Genomic DNA, 22,516 nt, shown 5'->3' on the forward strand with positions numbered 1-22,516 from the left:
GCGTCAGGGCTGGGGGCGGTGCGTTGGCAGAGTGGCTTTGAGCGTGACGTGATCCTGCCCTGAAACGGCAGAGATCTCTCCTCCATGGGCACGAACGATGGCTTTCGATATCGCCAGACCGAGACCCGCGCCGTCACTGAACCTCCTGCGTGACGCATCCACGCGGTAGAAGCGCTCGAAGATCCGTGACAGGTCATCCTCAGGAATTGCGTCACCGGTGTTCTCCACACTGAGCTCGACGCAGTCCGCGTCTGCCGGCCGTACGTCGATCGTGATCCGGCCATGAGCCTGCGTATGCCGCACCGCGTTCGAGAGCAGGTTGTTAACGAGACGGCGCAGCATCAGCCGATCTCCGGATACCCGGGCCGCACCGGTGAAAGTGAGATCGATCGATTTCTCATCAATCAGCGGTTCGTAGAACTCGATGACGCTATCGATCTCGGCTCGCAGATCCACGTCTTCACGCTGCGGTACAAGCAGCTGGTTGTCCGACTTCGCGAGGAAGAGCATGTCGGCGATCATTCGCGACAGACGTTCGAACTCCTCGGCGTTCGAGGCAAGGACATCCTGGTACTCCTCTATCGAGCGCGCGCGCGACAGTGTCACCTGGGTCTGCGTCAGCACATTGCTGACGGGAGTGCGTATCTCGTGAGCGAGGTCAGAAGAGAAATCGGCAAGCCGGTGGAAGGATGCTTCCAGCCGGGCAAGCATGTCGTTCAGGTTACTGACGACATCGGCGAGTTCGGCGGGAATGGACGCCACCGGAAGCCGTTGATCCAGGTGATCCGCAGTGATGCTGGCGGCGCGCCGGCTGATCTCGCGAAGGGGATGCAGACCGCGGCGGGCAGCGATCCAGCCCAGTCCTCCGGACATCAGGGCTGCAAGACCGACCAGGGACCATAGTGCCCACTCGAACGAACGCATGAACAGCTCGTGCTGCGTCATATCCACCGCGATACCGAGGACGGCCGGGGCAAGCCCCTCGATCGCCGTCGGCGCCTGGACCGCCAGGCCCCGGTAATGCCGCCCGGCACCGTCCTCCCAAAGGCGGTACGGGTCTGTCGGGCGCTGCCCCACCGCAAGTACTTCGGATGGAAATGACCCGTCCGCCGATCGATAGATCGTCTGGCCGTCGGGAGCCCGGACGATGACGATCAGTCCGTGATGCCCGACCAGGGCGTGATCCAGCTGCTCCGGAAGAGCCTTCAGTTCGTCCTCGTTGCGCACTCTCCGCAGCGCCTGCGTAAGGAGTTCGACCTTGCCACCGATGAGCGCCCTGTCGATCTCCTCGAAATGCCGCTCGACCAGGACCCCGATCAGCAGTCCCAGGACCAGCAGCACCGACGTCGACAGGACCGCGAAAAGCAGTGTCAGACGCAAGGTCATCGACCGCCGCAGCAATGCGCTCACGCGTCGACCTCCAGCACATAGCCCATGCCGCGCACGGTATGAATCAGCTTCCGATCGAATCCTTCGTCCACCTTTGCACGCAAGCGGCGCACCGCGACTTCGATGACGTTGGTATCGCTATCGAAGTTCATGTCCCACACCTGTGACGCGATGAGCGAGCGCGGCAGCACCTCGCCTTGCCGTCGAAGCAGCAGCTCGAGCAGCGCAAATTCTTTTGCCGTGAGATCGATTCTGACGCCGGAGCGGGTCACGCGGCGGCGCATCAGGTCGAGCTCCAGGTCGGCCGCGCGCAGTTGGCCGGACTCCATGCTCGCGCCGCCCCGGCGCAACAGCGTGCGGACCCGGGCCAGCAGCTCGGAGAACGCAAAGGGCTTCACCAGATAGTCGTCGGCGCCCGCCTCCAGCCCCTTAACCCGGTCATCCACGGCGTCGCGCGCAGTCAGGAACAGGACCGGCATGTTCTTACCTGCACCGCGAATGCCCTGCAGTATCTGCCAGCCGTCAATCCCGGGAAGCATCACGTCCAGTATGGCCAGATCGTAGCTCTCGGTCAGGGCAAGGTGCAGGCCGTCCAGGCCGTCGCGCGCGAGATCCACGACAAAGCTCGCTTCCACCAGGCCCTGCCGCAGATAGTCACCGGTCTTGGGTTCGTCTTCGACAACGAGAATCTTCATGGCAGCGCTCTCATCATTTTCCTGAACCGTCATCCTGCACAGTTGAGGGCGACGTATCCGCGAGATTACGGAAATGTAATCGGAGAGTCAGGGTCCCGTTACCCCGGCCGGGGAAGAATCACGCCACCGGATAACTCGGACTGGGCAGATGAAGAACATCCTTGTCGGCGCGCTGATCGTGCTCATTTTGATGGCACTTTCCGCGCTGGCCGCCATACAGCTCGGTCTCCCCGATTTCGCCGCGGACCGCCCGCACGGCGAAACCACCTACGAGCTCATCGCATGGGCGCGCGAGCGCTCCGTGGCTGTCCGCTCAGCCCGGGTGGCCCCTCCCGCCGACCTCGATGATCCGGAACGGGCCCGTCGCGCAGCCGGTAACTACGACGCCATGTGCGTCGGCTGTCATCTGTCTCCAGGGCAGGAGGAAGGCGAGCTGCGGCGCGGGCTCTATCCCGCCCCGCCGGATCTTTCCAAGCCTCGGGAGGGCGTTCGAGACGAGGACGCACGCAGTTTCTGGATCATCAAACACGGCATCAAGGGATCCGGAATGCCGGCCTGGTCAAAGGGCGGCATGGAGGATGCAGCGATCTGGGACCTGGTGGCGTTCCTGCGCGTGCTGCCCGGCCTGTCGGCAGACGGTTATCGGCGCGCCGTCGCTGCCAGCGACGGGCATTCGCATCGCGGCATCAATCACTCGACGTCACCCCATGAGCTCGAGACGGGACCCGTCGCGCCACCAGAGCATGACCATGGCACGCACGACCATCGGCATTGATGGCTGCCGAGCGACGGCACGCTGCGGAGAACAGAACGTATGAATACCTGGCGCAGACAGATCGGGAGGCTTTCTACGGCACTGATGATCGCGTGCAGCACATCGCTGCTGGCCGCCCCGTCCGCCGCGGACGTACCTGGCGCGAGCGTTGACAGCCTTCTGCGCCTTGCTCGCGAGCAGAACCCCGAATACCTCGCCATGCTTTATGAAGCGGAGGCCGCAGCGGAGCGGGTGACGCCCGCAGGCGCACTGCCGGACCCGAGGCTGAGAACCGAATTTCGCGACATCACGCGCATGGGTGAACGGAGTCCGACCCTCATTCCCGGCCAGGTCGGCAGCACCCGCTATCTGGTGATGCAGGACGTTCCCTGGTTCGGCAAGCGCGACCTGAAGAAGCAGGTCGCAGAATTCGAGGCCGAGGGCGCGCGCGGACGGGCACTCGTCAGCTGGAACGACGTGGCCGCGCGCATCAAGACGAGCTTTGCGCAACGGTATTTCGTACATCGGAATGCGCGCCTGACCGACGAGATCCTGGAACTGGCGAAGCGCCTTGAACATCTGGCACTTACCCGGTACGCGAATGGTCTGGCACCCCAGCAGGACGTCATCCGCGCGCAGATCGAACAGACAGGGCTGCACAACGAGAGACGGGTGCTGGTTGCGGAGCAGCAGCAGCTGGAAGCCCGGATCAACGCGCTTGCCGCGCGTCCTGCCCGGGCGCCTCTCGCCGACCCGGATCACCTGCGCCCCCTGCCCGACCCCTCGCGGCTCGAAGCGGGCGCTCTGGAAGGCCGGGCACGCCGGTCCAACCCGCTGCTTTCCGTGGAGATCGCCCGTCTTCAGGCGGCGGAAAAAAGCCGGGAGCTGGCCTATCGCAATCGCTATCCGGATTTCACCTTCGGCGTCTCGCCCATTCAGTACGACAACGCGGTGAAGGAGTGGGAGGTGATGGTCGAACTGAACATTCCCCTTCAACAGGACACGCGCCGGGCACAGGAACGCGAATCGGAAGCGATGGTTTCCGCCGCACGCGCAAGACAGCTGTCGGCCGAGAACCTGTTGATGGGCGAGATCGCGGAAGCCACCGCAGCGCTGGACAGTGCCCGCCGTACGGAGGAGCTGACGCGCGGCACGCTGTTGCCGCAGGCCGAACTGACGTTCCGTTCGGCACTGGCCGGATACGAAGCAGGCCGCGTCGACTTCTCGACCCTGATCGACGCGCTACGGCAGATCCGTCAGGCACGACAGAGCCTGATCCGCGCGCAGGCCGAGGGACAGGCGCGGCTCGCGGACGTGGAACGCATGATCGGAGAAGAACTGTGAGCACGCTGTCACTGCGCAGGGTGCTGCCCGCCATCCTGCTGGTCGGTGTCGCGGCCGGCGCAGGCTACTGGCTTGGCAGCACAGCCCCCCACAGCACGAAGGAAGCCGCAAGCGCCGACGCCACGCCGAAGCAGCGCACGCCGCTCTACTACCGCAATCCGATGGGCTTGCCCGATACCTCTCCGGTACCCAAAAAGGATCCGATGGGAATGGACTACGTCCCTGTGTTCGCCGACGATGAGAAAAGTGCGGATGGCGTCACGGGCGAAGTCGTCGTGAGCAGCGAAAAGGTGCAGATGCTGGGCGTGCGGACCGAGGCTGTCTCCCGCCGCATGCTGGAGCGACAGATTCGCGCGGCGGCGAGGATTGAAGCGGACGAGCGCCGCACGTACGCGATATCGCCGAAGTTCGAAGGCTATATCGAGCGTCTGCACGTGAATGCCGTGGGTCAGGCCGTCCGCAAGGGGCAGGCGCTGTTCGAGGCCTACAGCCCGGAACTGCTGTCGGCACAGAGCGAGTACGCCATCGCCGCCGAAGGAGTACGTGCGCTCGAGGAAAGCAGCGCCGAAACGCAGACGGGCATGCGACGGCTCGCGGAATCGAGCCTTGCACGTCTTCGCAACTGGGATGTCTCCGACGACCAGATCCGTTCGCTCTCCGGCTCTGGCGCAGTGCGCCGGACGCTCACCTTCCGTTCTCCCGCCACCGGCATAGTCACCGAGAAGAGAGCGCTGCAGGGCATGCGTTTCATGCCCGGCGACCCGCTGTACCAAGTGTCGGATCTGTCCACGGTGTGGGTAATGGCGGATCTCTTCGAGCAGGACATCGGCCTGGTCAGACCCGGTGCGCATGTCAGCGTGACGGCGAATGCCTATCCGGAGCAGACGTTCGGCGGCACCGTGTCCTTCATCTACCCGACGGTGAACACCGACACGCGCACCACCCCGGTCAGGATCGAGTTGCCCAATCGCTCGGGCCTGCTCAAACCGGGCATGTACGCGGACGTCACACTCACGGTGGCCGGTCGGGCCCCGGTTCTGACGGTACCGTCGTCCGCCATCCTGGACAGTGGCACCCGACGTGTGGTTCTGGTCGAACGTTCGCCCGGGCGCTTCGAACCCCGGGAAGTGACTCTGGGCGCGCGTGCCGGCGACAGGACTGAAGTGCTCCGGGGCCTCCGCGACGGGGAGCCGGTCGTCGTGGCCGCAAACTTCCTGATCGACGCGGAGAGCAACCTCAAGGCGGCCCTTGGCAGCTTCGGCCAGGCACCCCACGAGGAGGCGCAAGCAGCAGGCACGCGCCGCACGTCCGGGCATCAGGCGCAGGGGAGACTGGAGCGCATGGACAGCTCGGCAGCGGTGGTCACGATCAACCATGGTCCGGTCGACAGCCTGGGCTGGCCGGCAATGAGCATGGATTTCAAGCTCGCGAACCCCGCTGTGACGAAAGATGTGCGCAGCGGCGATCTGATCGCGTTCGAATTCGTCGAGCGCGCGGCGGGCGAATGGGTGGTGACCTCGATGAAAAGGCGAACTGCCTCCGCGCCGGCGCAGCCGTCGCCGGAACACGCTTCGCACGACCGTCACTGATCGCCGAGAGGAACGCATCCCGATGCTTGCCCGACTCATCGACTGGTCCGGTCGTAACCGCTTCCTCGTACTGCTCGCCACCTTCTTAGTCATCGTCGCCGGCGTACTCGCGGTAATGAGAATACCGCTCGATGCGCTGCCCGATCTGTCCGACGCACAGGTGATCGTCTACACCGAATACCCCGGTCAGGCACCGCAGGTGGTGGAGGACCAGGTTACCTACCCGCTCACCACCGCGATGCTGTCGGTTCCGCAGTCACGGGTGGTGCGGGGCTTCTCGTTCTTCGGTGCATCCTTCGTCTACGTGATCTTCGCCGACGGTACCGACATCTACTGGGCCCGCTCGCGCGTACTTGAATCGCTCAGCGCGGCTGCCGGCCGCATGCCCGAGGGCGTCACGCCGCAGATGGGGCCTGATGCAACCGGTGTCGGCTGGGTCTTCCAGTACGTCGTACTGGCCAAGGACAGAACCCTTGCGGAGTTGCGCACCCTCCAGGACTGGTACCTGAGATATCCGCTGACGAAGGCTGGTGGCATTGCCGAGGTCGCATCGATCGGTGGATTCGTGCAGACCTACCAGGTCACGGTCGATCCGGTCAGGCTCCGTGCATACGGCATTCCGCTGTCCGCCGTTACGCGCGTCGTTCGCGAATCGAACCGGGACGTCGGCGGGCGGGTGGTCGAGATGGCCGAGACCGAGTACATGGTGCGCGGCCGGGGATATCTCCGCGACATCGACGACATCGCCAGTCTCATCGTGAAAGCCGATGGCGGTACCCCGGTGCTCGTTCGGGACATCGCCCGGGTGGAACGCGTTCCGGACGAACGCCGGGGTATCGCCGAACTGAACGGAGAAGGTGAGGTCGTGTCGGGCATCGCGATGGCGCGCTACGGCCAGAATGCACTCGAAGTCATCCACAACCTGAAGGACACGCTCGCCGAGGTGTCATCCGGACTGCCCGCAGGCGTGAGCATCCTGCCGGTGTACGACCGCTCTGAACTGATACATCGCGCCATTGAAACGCTGCGCAACACGCTGATCGAGGAAAGCCTGATCGTCGCCCTCGTATGCATGGTGTTCCTGCTGCATCTGCGCTCCGCACTGGTTGCCATCCTGATGCTTCCGGTGGGCGTTCTGATCGCGTTCATCGCCATGCATCTGCTGGGCATGAACTCCAACCTGATGAGTCTGGGCGGCATTGCCATCGCCATCGGCGCAATGATCGACGCCGCCATCGTCATGATCGAGAACGCGCACAAGCATCTGGAGCGTCTCGACGAGGGGGAGTCCCGGGCAGAGGCCATACTCCTCGCGTGCAAGGAGGTCGGACCGGCACTGTTCTTCTCCTTGCTCATCATCACCGTCTCCTTCCTGCCGGTGTTCACGCTCGAATCGCAGGAAGGCCGGCTGTTCTCGCCGCTGGCTTACACCAAGACCTTCGCGATGGCAGGCGCCGCACTGCTGTCGGTCACGCTGGTTCCGGTGCTGATGATGCTGTTCATCCGTGGCCGCATCCTGCCCGAGGCTCGCAACCCTGTTAACAGACTGCTGATCTGGCTCTATCGCCCAGTCATTTCAGGCGTGCTGCGCTGGAAGGGGCTCACCATCCTGCTCGCCGTGCTGGCGATGGCGGTCTCGATCTACCCGGCAAGCAGGCTGGGCTCCGAATTCATGCCTGCCCTGAACGAGGGCACCCTGCTCTACATGCCCGCCTCGCTGCCCGGCATGTCGATCACCAAGGCGGGCGAACTCCTTCAGACGCAGAACAAGATCATCAAGAGCTTTCCGGAAGTGGCTTCGGTTTACGGGAAGGCGGGACGTGCAGCCACGGCCACCGACCCCGCGCCGACCGAGATGTTCGAGACGGTGATCAACCTCAAACCGGAATCGGAATGGCGGCCCGGCATGACCCAGGACAGGCTGATCGCCGAGATGGATGCGGCGCTGCAGTTTCCCGGTGTAGCAAACGCGTGGACCATGCCCATCAAGGCGAGGATAGACATGCTGGCCACCGGAATCCGTACTCCGATCGGAATCAAGGTATTTGGCAAGGACCTGCGCGAGATGGAACGCGTGGCACGCGAGATAGAGACTGTCGTGAAGGCGGTTCCGGGAACGTCGTCCGCCTTCGCGGAACGCATTACAGGCGGCTTCTATCTGGACATCGAGCCGGATCGCGCCCAACTCGCCCGCTACGGTCTGGCCGTCGGCGATCTGCAGGAGGTGATCGGCACGGCGCTCGGCGGCGAAAGAGTAACGACGACGGTGGAAGGGCGTGAGCGCTACGCGGTTGCAGTGCGCTATCCACGGGAACTGCGCAGCGACCCGGACCGGATCGCGCGCGAAGTGCTGGTACCCACGATGAACGGCATGATGATTCCGCTCGGGCAGCTCGCGCACGTCTCGATTTCCCGGGGCGCCCCCGCGATCCGCACGGAGAATGCCCTGTTGTCCGCGTACATCTTCGTGGATATCCGGGACCGCGACATCGGAAGTTATGTTGCCGAAGCACGCGCAGCGGTAGACGAGCGCGTGAAGTTTCCACCCGGCTACTACGCGACGTGGAGCGGGCAGTTTGAATCGATGGAGCGCGCGATCAGGAAGATGAAGGTCGTCGTACCGCTCACGCTCCTCATCATCTTCCTGCTGCTCTACCTGAACTTCCGGCGCCTGACCGAAACGCTGATCGTCATGCTGTCCGTACCCTTCGCACTGGTTGGCGGCGTCTGGCTGATGTGGTTGCTCGATTACAACCTCTCGGTCGCGGTCGCAGTCGGCTTCATCGCGCTCGCCGGGGTGGCGGCCGAAACCGGGGTGGTGATGCTGATCTACCTCGACCACGCGTGGGAAGCCGCCAGGAAGCGCTGCGAAGCGTCGGCGGTGACGCCCACCGCCGCCAATCTCCACGCCTCGATCATGGAAGGTGCAGTCGAGCGGGTGCGGCCGAAGATGATGACGGTAGTCGCGATCATGGCCGGCCTGCTGCCCATCATGTGGGGTAGTGGCGCCGGCTCTGAGGTGATGCGTCGGATCGCCGCCCCCATGGTGGGGGGTATGGTCTCCTCGACGCTACTCACATTGCTCGTCATCCCGGCGCTCTACGCCTTGATCAAACAGCGGCAGCTGTCCCGCTCGCGTGACGCCGCCGGCGCGCGTCACGCAACGGCTTCCTGACAGAAATGTAATCGCCGGGTCATCGAGGAGACGGGCGCCGGAACACAGACTGTGGAGCGTCAAGGCAGCACTGCCCGGACGCCCTCTACCGACCCTTCAGGAGATCTGACATGAAACTGCTCAACGCTCTTGCCACCACCGCTGCCACCATTCTCACGCTGGCGTTCCCGGCGCACGCCGCCGAGACGGACCGTCCGGCCACGCCGTCCGACGCGAAGATCGAGAAGGACAAGAGAAAGGTGACCCCCCACTCGCATTCGCCGGACAAATCGGGGGTTCCGATGCCCGCAACGGCACCGACGGTCACGGACTCGAACAAAGCCGATCCGGCGACCGACATGACCAAACATCATCATCCGCGTGATCGCTGATACCGACCGGGATGTCCCCGCTCGCGCCCGGGCCTCCCGTCGATGTGCTTGCTGTCCCCGAAACACCTGATAGAAAGGAATCGATCATGAACACGCTTCGCACCGCTGCACTGTCCGTGGGATTTGCGCTCATTGCCGGCCTTGCCTCGAACGTCCAGGCGCAGGCCCAGTCGCCTGCCGAGCATGAGGGCCACCATCCGGAGGGAAGCGCCTCCGTCCCGGCCCGGTCTCCCGAGCCTGCCGCACGAAGTGCAATGGGAGATATGGATCGCCACATGCAGAAAATGCAGGCAATGCACGAGAAGATGATGGCGGCGAAGACGCCCGAGCAACGTCAGGCGCTGATGAGCGAGCACATGAAGCTCATGCGCGAGGGCATGGCCATGATGAAGGGAATGCGCGGCGGGATGGGGATGGGCAATGACGGCAAAAGGACTGCCGGCATGAAGAACGGCGGCAGCATGGAGGATCGCCACCGGATGATGGAGAAGCGCATGGACATGATGGAAGGCATGATGCAGATGATGATGGACCGCATGCCTCCGGCCGATTCACCCCGCTGAGAGAGGCCGCTGCGATGACCTCCATGCATCCAAACGATGACGGGCGCCCGCCGGGATTCTGGCGCTCCCGTCACGCGGCCGGTTTCCTCGTGATCGGCGCGGTCGCGGCGTATTACCTGCTCACCGAGCACCTTGCGCACGTCCTGGGAGCTCTGCCCTATCTGCTCCTGCTGGTCTGTCCGGTCATGCACATATTCATGCATCGCGGCCACGGCCACGGTCACGGTCACGGGAACAGGCGGCCGGCGTCGAGCGGACCGGAGCGACCCGAGGAAGGACAATAGGAGATCAACCATGGCGCAATCAGGACCTGCCTACAACCTCTGGTTACTCGTCATCGCGAACTCGGCGATCTTCATCATGTTCGCCTTCAGCTTCTTCAAGCCCGCGACCGCGAGGGACTGGCGTACCTTCGGCACCTTCTCAGCCTTCATCGTCGCCCTCTTCGTCGAGATGTACGGATTTCCACTCACCGTCTACGTTCTGTCCGGTTGGCTGCAGACCCGTTATCCGGGCCTGGACATCCTGACTCATGATGCCGGCCATCTGTGGTCCACCCTGCTCGGACAGACAGGTGATCCGCATTTCAGTCCGCTGCACATCGCCAGCTACGTGCTGATCGGCTACGGTTTCTACCTGCTGTCGAGTGCGTGGCATGTTCTCTATCACGCCCAGCGCCGCGGTTCGCTCGCGACCGCCGGGCCCTACGCGCGCATCCGCCATCCGCAGTACGTCGCCTTCGTAATGATCCTGCTGGGCTTCCTGCTGCAGTGGCCGACATTGCTTACGCTGGCCATGTTCCCGGTACTGGTGCTGATGTACGGACGGCTCGCACGCACCGAAGAAGGCGAGATGCAGAAGCGGTTCGGGCAGGAGTTTGACGACTACGCATCACGGACGCCGCGTTTCATTCCCCGCTTCGGAGCGGGGAATGCCGACACCGCCCGGCGGTGACTGCCGCAGGCATTCCCCGATTGAGCGATTGACGACCTGGAGACCGAAATGAATTCGATCGATCTGAAAGTGGGTGGCATGACGTGCGGCTCATGCGTTTCGCATGTCAGGACGGCATTGAGCGATGTCGAGGGCGTGCAGGCCGTCGAGGTCGATCTGGCGTCCGGTCACGTACGCGTGCGCGGGGAAGCGCTGCCGGCGCTCGACGTGATGCTCCACGCGTTGGCAGCGGCAGGCTACGCCGGCGCAGCGGCGCAAGCTGGCGAATCCCCGGGTTCGCCAGACGCCGCAACGAATATGAAGCCTGGCCCGACCGGTGGAGGTTGTTGCTGCAGATAGCACTGCCTTCATCCAGGCACACGCATCCACTCCGCGCCCCCGGCTGCGCGATCACACTGGACCTGATCTGACCATGCATGACCACTCGACAGAATCCCGCCCGGACGCCGCCTCGTTCGAAGACCCCGTTTGCGGAATGAAGGTGATCGAGGGTTCGGCTCACCACCTGGTTCATGCAGGGCAGACCTATCGCTTCTGCAGTGCCCGGTGCCTGAACGAGTTCAGAGCCCATCCCGCGCGCTACCAGCGGCCGTCGACTGTGGCGTCGCACACGGCCGCTCGTGATCTTTCCGCGAAGGACAGCGCTCCGGGCGATCGGTCGGATCTCCACACACCGTCGGCGCCGCCCGGCACCATCTACACCTGCCCGATGCACCCGGAGATCCGCCAGGAGCACCCAGGGACCTGCCCGAAATGCGGCATGACGCTTGAACCGCTGATTCCCGAACTCGACGAGGACGACAACCCCGAACTGAAGGATTTCAGCAGACGCTTCTGGCTCACATTGCCTCTGACCGTCGTCGTCACCGTCCTCGCCATGTTCGGGCACCTGGTGGACCGGCTCGACGCAGGCACCCGTACCTGGATGGAGCTGGTGCTGTCGCTGCCCATCGTGCTGTGGGGCGGTGCACCGTTCTTCGTCCGGGGCGCGCAGTCCGTGCTGAACCGCAGCCCGAACATGTGGACCCTTATCGGCCTGGGTACGGGCGCTGCCTTCCTCTATAGCGTAGTCGCGACAGTAGCGCCGGACGCCTTTCCCGCTTCGTTCCGCTCCATGGGGCGTATTGGCGTGTATTTCGAGGCGGCCGCAGTCATCATTTCGCTCACCCTGCTCGGGCAGCTGCTCGAGCTACGGGCACGCTCCCAGACCTCGGCGGCAATCAAATCCCTGCTCGGTCTGGCGCCGAAGACAGCCCGGCGTCTCACCGATGACGGCGGCGAGGAGGACGTGCCGCTGACCCACGTCCATGTCGGGGACCGGCTGCGCGTCCGTCCGGGCGAGAAAGTGCCCGTCGACGGCGAGGTCCTCGATGGCAGCAGCGCGGTCGACGAGTCGATGATCACCGGCGAGCCCGTGCCGGTCATGAAGAGGGTCGGCGACAAGCTGATCGGAGCCACGCTGAATACCCACGGCGCTCTCGTCATGAAATCGGAGCGCGTGGGGGCGGCAACCGTGCTTTCCCAGATCGTGCAGATGGTGGCCCAGGCCCAGCGATCGAAAGCCCCCATGCAGCGGATGGCAGACATCGTGGCGGGCTATTTCGTGGTGACGGTCGTTGCGATCGCACTGCTGACGCTGTTCGCCTGGGGGCTCTTCGGACCCGAGCCGAGCTGGGTGTTCGGTCTGATCAACGCGGTGTCCGTGCTCATCATCGCCTGCCCGTGCGCGCTCGGTCTTGCAACCCCGATGTCCATCATGGTGGCGACCGGCAGGGGCGCGACGCAGGGCGTGCTCTTTCGTGACGCCGCTGCCATCGAGAATCTGCGGAAGGTCGACACCCTGATCATCGACAAGACAGGCACCCTCACCCAGGGAAAGCCCGCCTTCGACAGGGCGATTGCGGCGCCCGGCTTCTCGGAGGAAGAAGTCCTTCGTCTGGCCGCGAGCCTCGACCAGGGAAGCGAGCACCCGCTCGCCGACGCGATCGTACGGGCAGCCCGCGAACGGGGTCTCGCTCTCGAAGAGCCGGAAACCTTCGAATCCGGCTCGGGCATCGGTGTACGCGGCGTACTTTCCGGCCGCGCACTGGCCCTGGGCAACACCGCGCTGATGCAGCAGATCGGCGTTGCAGTCGAGTCATTGAAGGATCAGGCCGAAGCCCTCAGAGCCGAGGGCGCAAGCGTCATGCACTGCGCTGTCGACGGCAGGCTGGCCGGCCTCCTCGCAGTGTCGGATCCGATCAAGGAAAGCACGCCTGAGGCGCTGGCCTCGCTGAAGGCGGCCGGACTCCGCATCGTCATGGCGACCGGCGACGGCCTCACCACGGCACGGGCAGTCGGCGCACGTCTCGGCATCGAGGAGGTTCATGGCGAGGTCAAGCCCGAAGACAAGCTGCAGCTTGTGGATGCACTGCAGCGGCAGGGCGCTGTCGTCGCCATGGCTGGCGACGGCATCAACGACGCGCCAGCCCTCGCCAAGGCGAACGTGGGCATCGCCATGGGAACCGGAACTGACGTGGCGATGAACAGCGCCCAGCTCACGCTCGTGAAAGGCGATCTTCGCGGAATAGCCGTCGCCCGCGACCTGTCCGAGGCAACCGTGGGCAACATGAAGCAGAACCTGCTTTTTGCCTTCCTCTATAACGCACTGGGTGTTCCGGTAGCCGCAGGCGTGCTGTACCCGATCACCGGCTGGCTTCTCTCCCCTCTTATCGCCGCCCTTGCAATGAGCCTGAGCTCAGCCTCCGTAATAGGCAACGCACTGCGCCTGCGGCGTTTCGGTCGATAGCGCAGTCCCGGCAGGTCTGAAGGATGAAACCGCTGCTTCAGCGGTTCTGAACGCACGGCCGCATTCTCCGTGTGAGCGTTTGCACGTCCGTCGCCCGCGTCCGCGCGGGCACGGAAATGCCGTCCGCATCGACGTTGCGTGACACCGGCAGCACCGTGAGCGACACGAGTGTGGAGATTTCACCAGCTGCACCCGCACCGCTGGGCGGAACCGCACAGCCGCGGCGTAAAAGCGTGCAGGACATCTTCGCAAATACGCAAATCCGTCACGAAAACGTCATTGCGATGGTGTGGCACGGCTCCTGCTAATCAGCGGTCAGGGCCGCATCTTCGGCCACTGCACGAGACAGGACATCGACATGAGCACCACCGACAAGGAAATCCTCTGCACCCTCGGCCCGGCATCGCTGAACGACCGCGTGCTCGCACGGCTGGAAGAACTGGGCGTCAATCTCTTCCGCATCAACCTGTCGCACACCAAGCTGCAGGACCTGCCGCGCGTGATCGACTACATCCGCAGCCGCACCTCAGTGCCGATCTGCCTCGACACCGAGGGCGCGCAGATCCGCACAGGCGACATGCTGAACGGCGAGATCGCCGTACGCGAGAACAGCGTCGTGCATGCGCACAAGCTGCGCGTACCCGGCGACGCATTCAACTTCAACCTCTACCCGGAAGACGTGATCGACAAGCTGGAAGTCGGCGACTTCATCAGTATCGACTTCAATTCGGTGCTGGTGCAGGTGATCTCGCGCGACGACGCCAAGGTGACGATGCGCGTGCTGCACGGCGGCGTGATCGGCCAGAACAAGGCGGTCACCGTCGAGCGTGACATCCCGCTCGACACGCTGACGGCCAAGGACATCGCGGCGCTCGAATACGGCCGCTCGGTCGGCATCCGCCACGTGGCGCTGTCGTTCGCCAATCGCGGTTCGGACGTCGTCCAGGTGCGGGCGCTGGTCGGCGACGATACCTTCCTCATTTCCAAGATCGAATGCCGCAACGGCCTGATCAATCTTGACGAGATCGCCGAAAAGTCGAACGCGCTGCTGATCGACCGCGGCGACCTGTCGCGCCAGGAGCCGATCGAGCGCATTCCGCGGCTGCAGAAGCTCATCATCGCGCGCGGTCAGGCGCGCAAGCGCAAGGTGTATGTCGCCACCAATCTGCTCGAATCGATGATCACCGCCCCCAAGCCCACGCGGGCCGAGGTGAACGACGTGGTCAACACCTTGCTCGACGGCGCCGACGGACTGGTACTGGCGGCGGAGACCGCGATCGGCAAGGACCCGGTCGGCTGCGTGGCGATGATCGTCAAGCTCATCCGCGAATTCCGCGTGCTGAACGAGCGTCTGCCGGCGGCGCACAAGGACACACTGGTCTATACGCCCACCGATCCGACCTCGCTGCTGATCGAGCCGCACGGCGGCGTGCTGGTCAATCGCGTCAGTGCGGCAGCGGCCATCGACGATCTTGCCGCGCTGCCGCGGCTGGGGGTGCGCGACACCGAACTGCTCGACTGCCAGCAGATCGGCGTCGGCACCTTCTCGCCGCTGACCGGCTTCATGGACCGCGATACGCTGCACAGCGTGCTGCATCGCAACCGCCTACCCGACGGCACGGCGTGGACGGTGCCGCTCATCCTGCAGGTCGACGAGGCGCAGGCACGTCGGCTGTCGCCGGGCCAGCGCGTGGTGCTCACCGACGACCGGGGCGACTCCCACGCGGTGCTCGACGTGACGCAGATCTACCGCTACGACCTTGCCGAACTGTCGCAGCTCGCCTTCGGCACCACCTCGTCCGCCCACCCGGGTGTGGCGCGCGTGCTGCGCAACGGCGACTGGTTCGTCGGCGGCGACATCACGCTGATCGAGGAGCGTCCGTCGCCCTGGCGAGAATTCGAACTGACGCCGCGGCAAAGCCGCTTCATCTTTGCGCACAAGGGCTGGAGCAAGGTAGTGGCCTTCCACGGCCGCAACATCAGCCACCGCGTGCACGAACACCTGCAGCTGGAAGCGCTGGAGCGCACCAATGCCGACGGCCTGTTCATCAACCCGGTGGTCGGGCCGAAGAAGCCGGGCGACTTCCTGCCGCGCCCGCTGATCCGCAGCTACCAGATGCTGATCGACTTCGGCATCTACCCCAACGGCAAGGTGCTGCTCGGCGCACTCGCCACCTACCCGCGCTATGCCGGCCCGCGCGAGGCAGTGTTCAATGCCCTGTGCCGCAAGAACATCGGCTGCAGCCACTTCATCGTCGGCCGCAACCACGCTGGCGTCGGCGACTTCTACGACGACCGCAGCTATCGCGCACTGTTCGACGAACTGGGCGACACCGGTGTCACGCCGGTGTTCTTCGACGCCATCGGCTACAACCCGGCCACCGGCGCCTACGAAAGCGGCGTGACCGACGACGCCCACTCGATCAGCGGAACCCGCGTGCGCGATTCGCTGCTGCGCGGCGAACCGCTGCCGGACTGGTATGTACGCGGCATCGTGCAGGACATGATCAGCGCCGAGCTGAAAGCGGGCCAGCCGCTGTTTCACGCATGAGCAGGCGGGCAACTGACGCGATGGGACAGTTCTGGCTCAAGGTGGACAAGACGGTCCGCCATCACGCGAAGAAGACGCTGACCGACCTGCGCGGCGCCTGGTGGGACCGCACCCGGCTGCGCGCCGAGCGGCCGGTGTTCGTCGTCAGCGGCAGCCGCTCCGGCACGCAGATGCTTTACAAGACGCTGACCGAATCGTCGGCCATCGGCTCGCTGAACCGGGAAATCTATGCCGTATGGGACTCTCTTCACCACCCGTCCGACAGGAACTGGGAAAGCCACGTGCTGGAGGCGGCCGATGCGACGGACGCCGACCGCGACCTGATCACCCGCTACTTCTATGCGCATACCGGGCGCACCCGCTTCGTCGACAAGAACAACCAGCATGGTCTGGCCGTGCCCTATCTGCACGCGCTGTTCCCGGACGCTACTTTCGTCTACATCAAGCGCAATCCGGGTGACACGCTGAACTCGATGATCGAGGGCTGGGGCATGCCGGAACGCTTCGGCAGCTGGGCACGCGATCTGCCGGCCAAGGTCGCGGTCGACGACGGCCGCTACACGCGCTGGTGCCACTACCTGCCGCGCGGCTGGCGCAATTACCTGAAGGCGCCGGTCGAGGAGGTATGCGCCTTCCAGTACGAAGCCATCCATCGCGCCATTCTCGACGCAAAGAGGCAGATCCCGGCTGACCAGTGGATAGAGGTGTTCTACGAGGACATCGTGCGTGAGCCGACCGAGGGCATCTTCGAAATCTTCGACCGGCTCGAACTGCCCTTCGATGCACGCATCGAGCGACACGCGAAAGCGCTGCTCGACAAGCCCTACGACCCGCTGTTCGAGATCCGTCTCGAAAAATGGCGGCAGCACGCGCACTGCGAACGCATCGAACGCGTGCTGCCCTCGCTGCGGAGCATTGCCCGCGACATGGGCTATCCGGAAACCTTTACTGCGGACAAGGCAGCATGAATACGATCGAACCACTGCTGTTCATCCCCATCGTTGCCGTCGCGCTGGTGCAGTCGGTGTTCGGCGTGGGCGTGCTGCTGTTCGGCACGCCCATCCTCATCGTGATGGGCTATGACTACCCGACGGTGCTGGCCACGCTGTTGCCGATCTCGATCGGCATCAGCCTGTCGCAGATCGTGCGCGATGCGCGCAGCGTCGACCTGCACTTCATCCGCGGCATCCTGTTATGGACCGTACCGTGCATCGTGCTCTTCCTCATCGTCGCGCTGCGCGCCGGCCAGAGCTTCGGCCTGCTGATCGCCGGTCTGCTTCTTCTGTTCGCGCTGAAGAACCAGTGGCCTGCCCTGCGCGTCGCGATCGACCGCACCGCACGCTTCGAGCGCACCTGGCTGGTGTGCATAGGCGTGATGCATGGCCTCACCAATCTGGGCGGCTCGCTGCTCAGCATGCGCGTGCAGCAGATGAATCATGGCAAGGAGGTGGCGCGCGCAACCATCGCGGCCGCATACGTGCTGTTCGCCGCCTTCCAGCTGGCGACGCTCACCATCACGCGCCCCGAATCCCGCGCACAGCTGGGCAACAGCCTGATCTACGCCGCCGCCGGTGTCGCGGTGTATCTGTTCGCCAACGAATTCATCTTCAAGCGGATCAGCAATCAGGGCTACGCGAAAGCCTTCAACGGCTTTCTGCTGTGCTCGGGCCTGCTGGTCGCGTTCAAATCGATCTGAGGGCACGCATCCATGGACTTTCAGCCCCCGCTCCCCCGACTGTTCGCCGCGCTGAACTTCGCCGCGCTCAAGCACAGCGGTCAGCTGCGCAAGAGTGCCGACATGTCGCCCTACATCAACCATCCGATTTCGGTGGCTGACATCCTCGCCCGCGAAGGCGGCGTCGCTGACCCGGATACGCTGGTCGCCGCGCTGCTGCACGACACGCTGGAGGACACCGACACCGTTGTCAGCGAGCTGGAAGGCCTGTTCGGCGCACAGGTTGCCGCCGTCGTGGCCGAACTGACGGACGACATGACGCTGCCCAAGCCCGAACGCAAGGCTCTGCAGATCCTGCTTGCACGCGACTACAGCGAGCGCGCGCGGCTCGTACGCCTGGCCGACAAGATCGCCAACGTGCGAGATGTCACGCACAACCCGCCGGCTCACTGGTCGCTCGAACGGCGTCTGCGTTACCTGCTGTGGGCGGGCGAAGTAGTCGGCTCTCTGCGCGGCGTGCACGCCGTGCTGGAAAGCCTTTTCGACGAAGCGCTCGAACAGGGCTTCGCCCGGCTGACCGCACTGGCTGAGATCGAAGCCTCCACTTCGTCGGCATCGGCTGCCAACGCACTGACCGGATCCTGACCATGCCTTCACTCCGCGACGCTTCCAGCGCCTACACCGCCCCCGTCCGTGACGACGCACGTACGCTGGTTTCGGGTCTCGCGCGCCGCCTGTCGCGCATCACGCCCGAGCGCCTGCTGCGCCACGGCAACATCCAGCTGGAACGGGCCGGCAAACGTATTGCCCGCACGCTCACGCTGCATCCGGTGCGCACGAAGCGGCCGGTGTTCATCAGTGGCTCGAACCGCTCGGGCACGCAGATGGTATGCCGCGCGATCGGCAACTCGCCGCACGGCTGGGACTACCCGGAAGCAGATTTCTCGATCGCCTTCGAACGCTATTCGCTGCGCTCGCACGCTGTAATCGAACGGCTGATCGACTTCGCGCCGGCGCCCTACGTGAGCTTCGGCAGCATTCTCGATTCGCAGTTCACCGACGCCCTGCTCGACCGCTTCGACAATTCGCGCGCGATCTGGGTGTACCGCCGCTACGAGGACGCGGTGAATTCGTCGATCCGCAGCTGGGGCAGCCACCAGAAGAACATGATGCGACTGGTGTCGCAGGGCAAGCTGTCCCACCTCGGGCCGCGCGGCCTGCGCATTGCCGACGACACGGTCGCACTGATCCGCAGGCTGTACAGCGAATCGCTGAGCGACGAGGAGTGTGGCTGCCTGTACTGGTACATGCGCAACCGCGTGTTCTTCGACCTCGGCCTGGACCGCGACCCGAGGGTGATCGCGCTGCAGTACGAGGACGCGGTACTGCACCCGGAGCGCAGCTTCCGCTCGGTGTTCCGCTTTCTCGGCGGGCCGTACCACGCCTCGGTGGTGTCCGATGTGTTCGCCACCTCGGTCGGCAAGCAGGGCTGGCGCGGCGTATCGGCCGAGATCCGTGATCTGTGCGACGCACTGAAGGCGCGCCTCGACGCCGAACACGCACACACGCTTGGCGGCTGGGGCTGAACGGCATCGGTCGCGGCGGCGCGAACGAGCTGCGGCATCGATAAGCATTTCACCGGCAGAGATATAAGCTCAGCAGATCTTCGTGGTTCGCGCCGCAACGGCGCCTGTCTAGAGTGGCGCCGTCCATGCACGCAGACGGAGGCCACACGATGAAATCCAGCTTCAACTCGCAGCCGTACCGGCCGCGACAGGCCGCGACGGGCCGCCGTGCCCGCTTCGGCATTGGCGCCCAACACTGAGGCGCCAGCGCCCCGCGCGCGCCAGACGAGGATGAAAAAGCGCCCCGACCCGGACACTTTCACACCGGTCGCCGAACAAAAGGCCGCTGTTCGAGGTCGATGGCACATACTTACTTCCTTATTTGCGCACGCGCCGGAGCACGTCTGATGAAACTGAAATCCCTCTGCCTGTTGATCGGCATCGTCGTATCGACCAGTTCGACGTTGCACGCTGCAACACCTGCAGCCCCCGCACCGCTGCTGCGCCCGGTCGAAGCGCACGCACTGGCGGCCCAGGCCAGCGCCGAACTGCTGTCGCGCTTTCATTACCAGAACGTGCCGCTGGACGACGCCATGTCGTCGAGAATCCTCGACCGCTACCTGAAGACGCTGGACCCGGACCGCGTGTACTTCATGCAGTCGGACATCGACACCTTCAACTCGGTACGCCTGCTGCTCGACGACGCCATCCGCCAGCAGAACCTGGCCGCGCCGTTCGCCATCTACGCCCGCTACTCGCAGCGCCTGCGCGACCGTCTGACCGAAGCGCGCGCGCTGCTCGACAAGGGTTTCGACTTCGAACAGAACGAGAGCTATCGCTATGTGCGCACCGACGTGCCGTGGGCGAAGTCGGAAGACGAGCTGCGCGACATCTGGCGCAAGCGGGTCAAGAACGACTGGCTGCGCCTGAAACTGGCCGGCAAGGACGACGCGGCGATCCGCGAAACGCTGGGCAAGCGCTACGACCTGGCGCTGACCAATCTGAACCGGGCAAAGAGCGACGACGTGTTCCAGCTCTTCATGAACGCCTACGCCGAGTCGATCGAACCGCATACCAGCTACCTCGGACCGCGCGCGGCCGAGGATTTCGCGATCAACATGAAGCTGTCGCTGGTCGGCATAGGCGCCGTGCTGCAGGAACGCGACGAATACGTGACCATCCGCGAACTGGTGGCCGGCGGACCGGCTGCACGCTCGGAACAGATCAAGATCGGCGACCGCATCGTCGGCGTCGCCAAGGACGAGGCCACGCCAATGGCCGACGTGCTCGGCTGGCGCGTCGATGACGTGGTCACGCTGATCCGCGGCACCAAGGACACCACGGTCGTGCTCGACATCCTGCCGGCCGACGCCGGCCCGGACGTGAAGCCCAACCGGATCAAGCTGGTGCGCGACACCATCAAGCTGGAAAAGCAGGCGGCGGCCAAATCGGTGATCGACGCTGGCAGCCAGAAGGTGGGCGTCATCACGCTGCCGACCTTCTATCAGGACGTCGAAGCCAAATCTCGCGCCGATGCCGACTACCGCAGCGCCAGCCGCGACGTGGCGAAGCTGCTGGCCGAACTGAAGGCGGAAAAGGTCGGCGCGGTGCTGATCGACCTGCGCAACAACGGCGGCGGTTCGCTCGACGAGGCGATCCGGCTGACCGGCCTGTTCATCGACAGCGGCCCGGTGGTGCAGCAGCGCAATCCGAAGGGGCAGATCCGGGTCGAGAAGGACAACGACGCCGGCGTTGCCTGGGACGGCCCGGTCGGCGTACTGATCAACCGCGCCTCGGCCTCGGCCTCGGAAATCTTCGCCGCCGCGATCCAGGATTACGGCCGCGGCGTCGTGATCGGCGAAACCAGCTTCGGCAAGGGCACGGTGCAGACCCTGCTCGACATGGACGATATGGCCAAGAGCGAAAAACCGACCTACGGCGAACTGAAAATGACGGTCGCCCAGTTCTTCCGCGTCAATGGCGGCACCACGCAGTTGCGCGGTGTCACGCCGGACATCCCGCTGGCACAGACGATGGACCACGAGCGCATTGGCGAGTCGAGCTACGACAACCCGCTGCCGTGGACGCAGATCGCACCGGCCGATTTCCGCCCGGCTGGCAAGCCGCAGGAACTGCTGCCGCTGCTGTCCGCCCGCCATCAGGCGCGCGTGTCCCAGGACAAGGGCTATCGCGAACTGCTGGAAGACCTCGCCGAGAACGAGGCGCTGCGCAAGCGCACCGAAATTTCGCTGAACGCGGCCGAGCGGAAGAAGGAGCGCGAAGCGCAGGAAGCGCGCCTGAAGGCACGCACGCAGTCGCGCGAAGGCGCCGACGCCGAACCGATACGCGACGACGGCCTGCAGGCCGGCGAGCGCGCGCTCGGCGCCGAACTGGCGGCCGAACAGTCACGCAAGGCCGCGCGCGACGTGCTGCTCGACGAAGCGGCCCGCATCATGGGCGACGTGGTCGACATCCTGCGCACCGACACCGAATTGGCGCGCCGCACTGCCGGCGTCGCAGTAACGCGCTGAGCGCATATTCAAAGAGGCAGCGGATTACCGAATGGACAGCGTACTGGTGGTGCCCGGCCTGAACGGCAGCGGCCCCGAACACTGGCAGAGCTGGATCGAGCCGCTGCTCGGCGCCACCCGCGTCGAGCAGGCGGACTGGTCGCAGCCGGACATCGATCTATGGTCTGCGCGCGTCGCCGACGCGGTGCGGCAGGCGCCGGGCCGCGTCTGGCTGGTCGCCCACAGCTTCGGCTGCCTCGCCTCGGCGGTCGCTGCGCAGTCCGTCGGCGAGCGCATCGCGGGCGCGCTGTTCGTTGCGCCGGCCAGCCCGGACAAGTTCGGCATCACGGCCCGCATTCCGGCCGCGCCCTTCCCCTTCCCGGCCGTTGTCGCCGCCAGTCGCAACGACCCGTGGATGAAGTTCCTGGCGGCCGCCAGCTGGGCGGAGCGCTGGGGCGCACAGCTGGTCGATCTGGGCAACGCCGGCCACGTGAACACCGAATCCGGCCACGGCGCCTGGCCGGAAGGACTCGAACTGTTCCGCCGGCTGCAGCAGAGCGCCAGCCTGATCGCCGGCACCATGCAGGCCTGAC

Annotated in this window: 19 protein-coding genes; 17 read left to right on the forward strand and 2 right to left on the reverse strand. The window is 64.8% G+C overall.

The genetic code is table 11. From position 1 onward, the window contains the following. Window positions 1-3: 3 nt before the first annotated feature. Entirely contained in the window at window positions 4-1,410 is a 1,407-nt protein-coding gene (locus WJU27_RS05860) for a heavy metal sensor histidine kinase (protein WP_020164524.1), read from the reverse strand. Next, window positions 1,407-2,084: a heavy metal response regulator transcription factor gene (locus tag WJU27_RS05865; protein WP_020164523.1), complete on the reverse strand. Its 678-nt coding sequence runs from the start codon at window positions 2,082-2,084 to the stop codon at window positions 1,407-1,409. Before WJU27_RS05865 ends, WJU27_RS05860 begins: the two co-directional genes overlap by 4 nt. Window positions 2,085-2,232: 148 nt before the next feature. Here WJU27_RS05865 and WJU27_RS05870 point away from each other — a divergent pair, with 148 nt between their 5' ends. The 17 genes from WJU27_RS05870 to WJU27_RS05950 all read left to right on the forward strand — a co-directional run bounded on the left by WJU27_RS05870 (window position 2,233) and on the right by WJU27_RS05950 (window position 22,515). Further along, the gene (locus WJU27_RS05870) at window positions 2,233-2,859 is read left to right on the forward strand and encodes a c-type cytochrome (RefSeq protein WP_020164522.1); all 627 of its coding nucleotides are present in this window, start codon (window positions 2,233-2,235) and stop codon (window positions 2,857-2,859) included. 39 nt (window positions 2,860-2,898) lie between these two features. Then, the gene (locus WJU27_RS05875; protein ID WP_043363837.1) at window positions 2,899-4,182 is read left to right on the forward strand and encodes a TolC family protein; all 1,284 of its coding nucleotides are present in this window, start codon (window positions 2,899-2,901) and stop codon (window positions 4,180-4,182) included. Then, a complete protein-coding gene (locus tag WJU27_RS05880; protein WP_020164520.1) occupies window positions 4,179-5,771 on the forward strand; it encodes an efflux RND transporter periplasmic adaptor subunit in 1,593 nt (530 codons plus the stop codon). The genes WJU27_RS05875 and WJU27_RS05880 overlap by 4 nt, the downstream gene beginning before the upstream one ends. A gap of 22 nt (window positions 5,772-5,793) precedes the next feature. Next, entirely contained in the window at window positions 5,794-8,946 is a 3,153-nt protein-coding gene (locus WJU27_RS05885) for an efflux RND transporter permease subunit (protein ID WP_020164519.1), read from the forward strand. Between the two features lie 110 nt (window positions 8,947-9,056). Continuing rightward, a complete protein-coding gene (locus WJU27_RS05890; protein WP_020164518.1) occupies window positions 9,057-9,317 on the forward strand; it encodes a hypothetical protein in 261 nt (86 codons plus the stop codon). Between the two features lie 86 nt (window positions 9,318-9,403). Next, entirely contained in the window at window positions 9,404-9,880 is a 477-nt protein-coding gene (locus tag WJU27_RS05895; protein WP_341421425.1) for a hypothetical protein, read from the forward strand. A 23-nt stretch (window positions 9,881-9,903) separates the two neighbouring features. Beyond that, window positions 9,904-10,164, forward strand: coding sequence for a DUF2933 domain-containing protein (locus tag WJU27_RS05900; protein ID WP_157257293.1), 261 nt, complete (start codon window positions 9,904-9,906; stop codon window positions 10,162-10,164). A gap of 10 nt (window positions 10,165-10,174) precedes the next feature. Continuing rightward, window positions 10,175-10,834 carry a methyltransferase family protein gene (locus tag WJU27_RS05905; RefSeq protein ID WP_020164515.1) on the forward strand — a complete coding sequence of 220 codons (660 nt, stop codon included), beginning with the start codon at window positions 10,175-10,177 and terminating at the stop codon, window positions 10,832-10,834. A 48-nt stretch (window positions 10,835-10,882) separates the two neighbouring features. Continuing rightward, on the forward strand, window positions 10,883-11,173 hold the full coding sequence (locus tag WJU27_RS05910; RefSeq protein ID WP_081629086.1) for a heavy-metal-associated domain-containing protein: 291 nt from the start codon (window positions 10,883-10,885) through the stop codon (window positions 11,171-11,173). Between the two features lie 73 nt (window positions 11,174-11,246). Further along, a complete protein-coding gene (locus tag WJU27_RS05915; RefSeq protein WP_081629085.1) occupies window positions 11,247-13,622 on the forward strand; it encodes a heavy metal translocating P-type ATPase in 2,376 nt (791 codons plus the stop codon). Window positions 13,623-13,980: 358 nt separating this feature from the next. Next, window positions 13,981-16,173 carry a pyruvate kinase gene (locus WJU27_RS05920; RefSeq protein WP_341421426.1) on the forward strand — a complete coding sequence of 731 codons (2,193 nt, stop codon included), beginning with the start codon at window positions 13,981-13,983 and terminating at the stop codon, window positions 16,171-16,173. Then, entirely contained in the window at window positions 16,170-17,141 is a 972-nt protein-coding gene (locus tag WJU27_RS05925; RefSeq protein ID WP_341421427.1) for a sulfotransferase family protein, read from the forward strand. Before WJU27_RS05920 ends, WJU27_RS05925 begins: the two co-directional genes overlap by 4 nt. Further along, window positions 17,138-17,869: a TSUP family transporter gene (locus tag WJU27_RS05930; protein WP_020164511.1), complete on the forward strand. Its 732-nt coding sequence runs from the start codon at window positions 17,138-17,140 to the stop codon at window positions 17,867-17,869. The genes WJU27_RS05925 and WJU27_RS05930 overlap by 4 nt, the downstream gene beginning before the upstream one ends. A gap of 12 nt (window positions 17,870-17,881) precedes the next feature. Then, window positions 17,882-18,493: an HD domain-containing protein gene (locus WJU27_RS05935; protein ID WP_341421428.1), complete on the forward strand. Its 612-nt coding sequence runs from the start codon at window positions 17,882-17,884 to the stop codon at window positions 18,491-18,493. A 2-nt stretch (window positions 18,494-18,495) separates the two neighbouring features. Continuing rightward, window positions 18,496-19,434, forward strand: coding sequence for a hypothetical protein (locus WJU27_RS05940; protein ID WP_020164509.1), 939 nt, complete (start codon window positions 18,496-18,498; stop codon window positions 19,432-19,434). Between the two features lie 386 nt (window positions 19,435-19,820). Further along, on the forward strand, window positions 19,821-21,944 hold the full coding sequence (locus WJU27_RS05945; RefSeq protein WP_341421429.1) for a carboxy terminal-processing peptidase: 2,124 nt from the start codon (window positions 19,821-19,823) through the stop codon (window positions 21,942-21,944). A gap of 31 nt (window positions 21,945-21,975) precedes the next feature. Next, entirely contained in the window at window positions 21,976-22,515 is a 540-nt protein-coding gene (locus WJU27_RS05950; protein WP_341421430.1) for an RBBP9/YdeN family alpha/beta hydrolase, read from the forward strand. Window position 22,516: the final 1 nt, after the last annotated feature.

The sequence above is a fragment of the Methyloversatilis sp. NSM2 genome (assembly GCF_038066675.1).
GTDB classification, from domain to species: Bacteria; Pseudomonadota; Gammaproteobacteria; order Burkholderiales; family Rhodocyclaceae; genus Methyloversatilis; species Methyloversatilis discipulorum_A.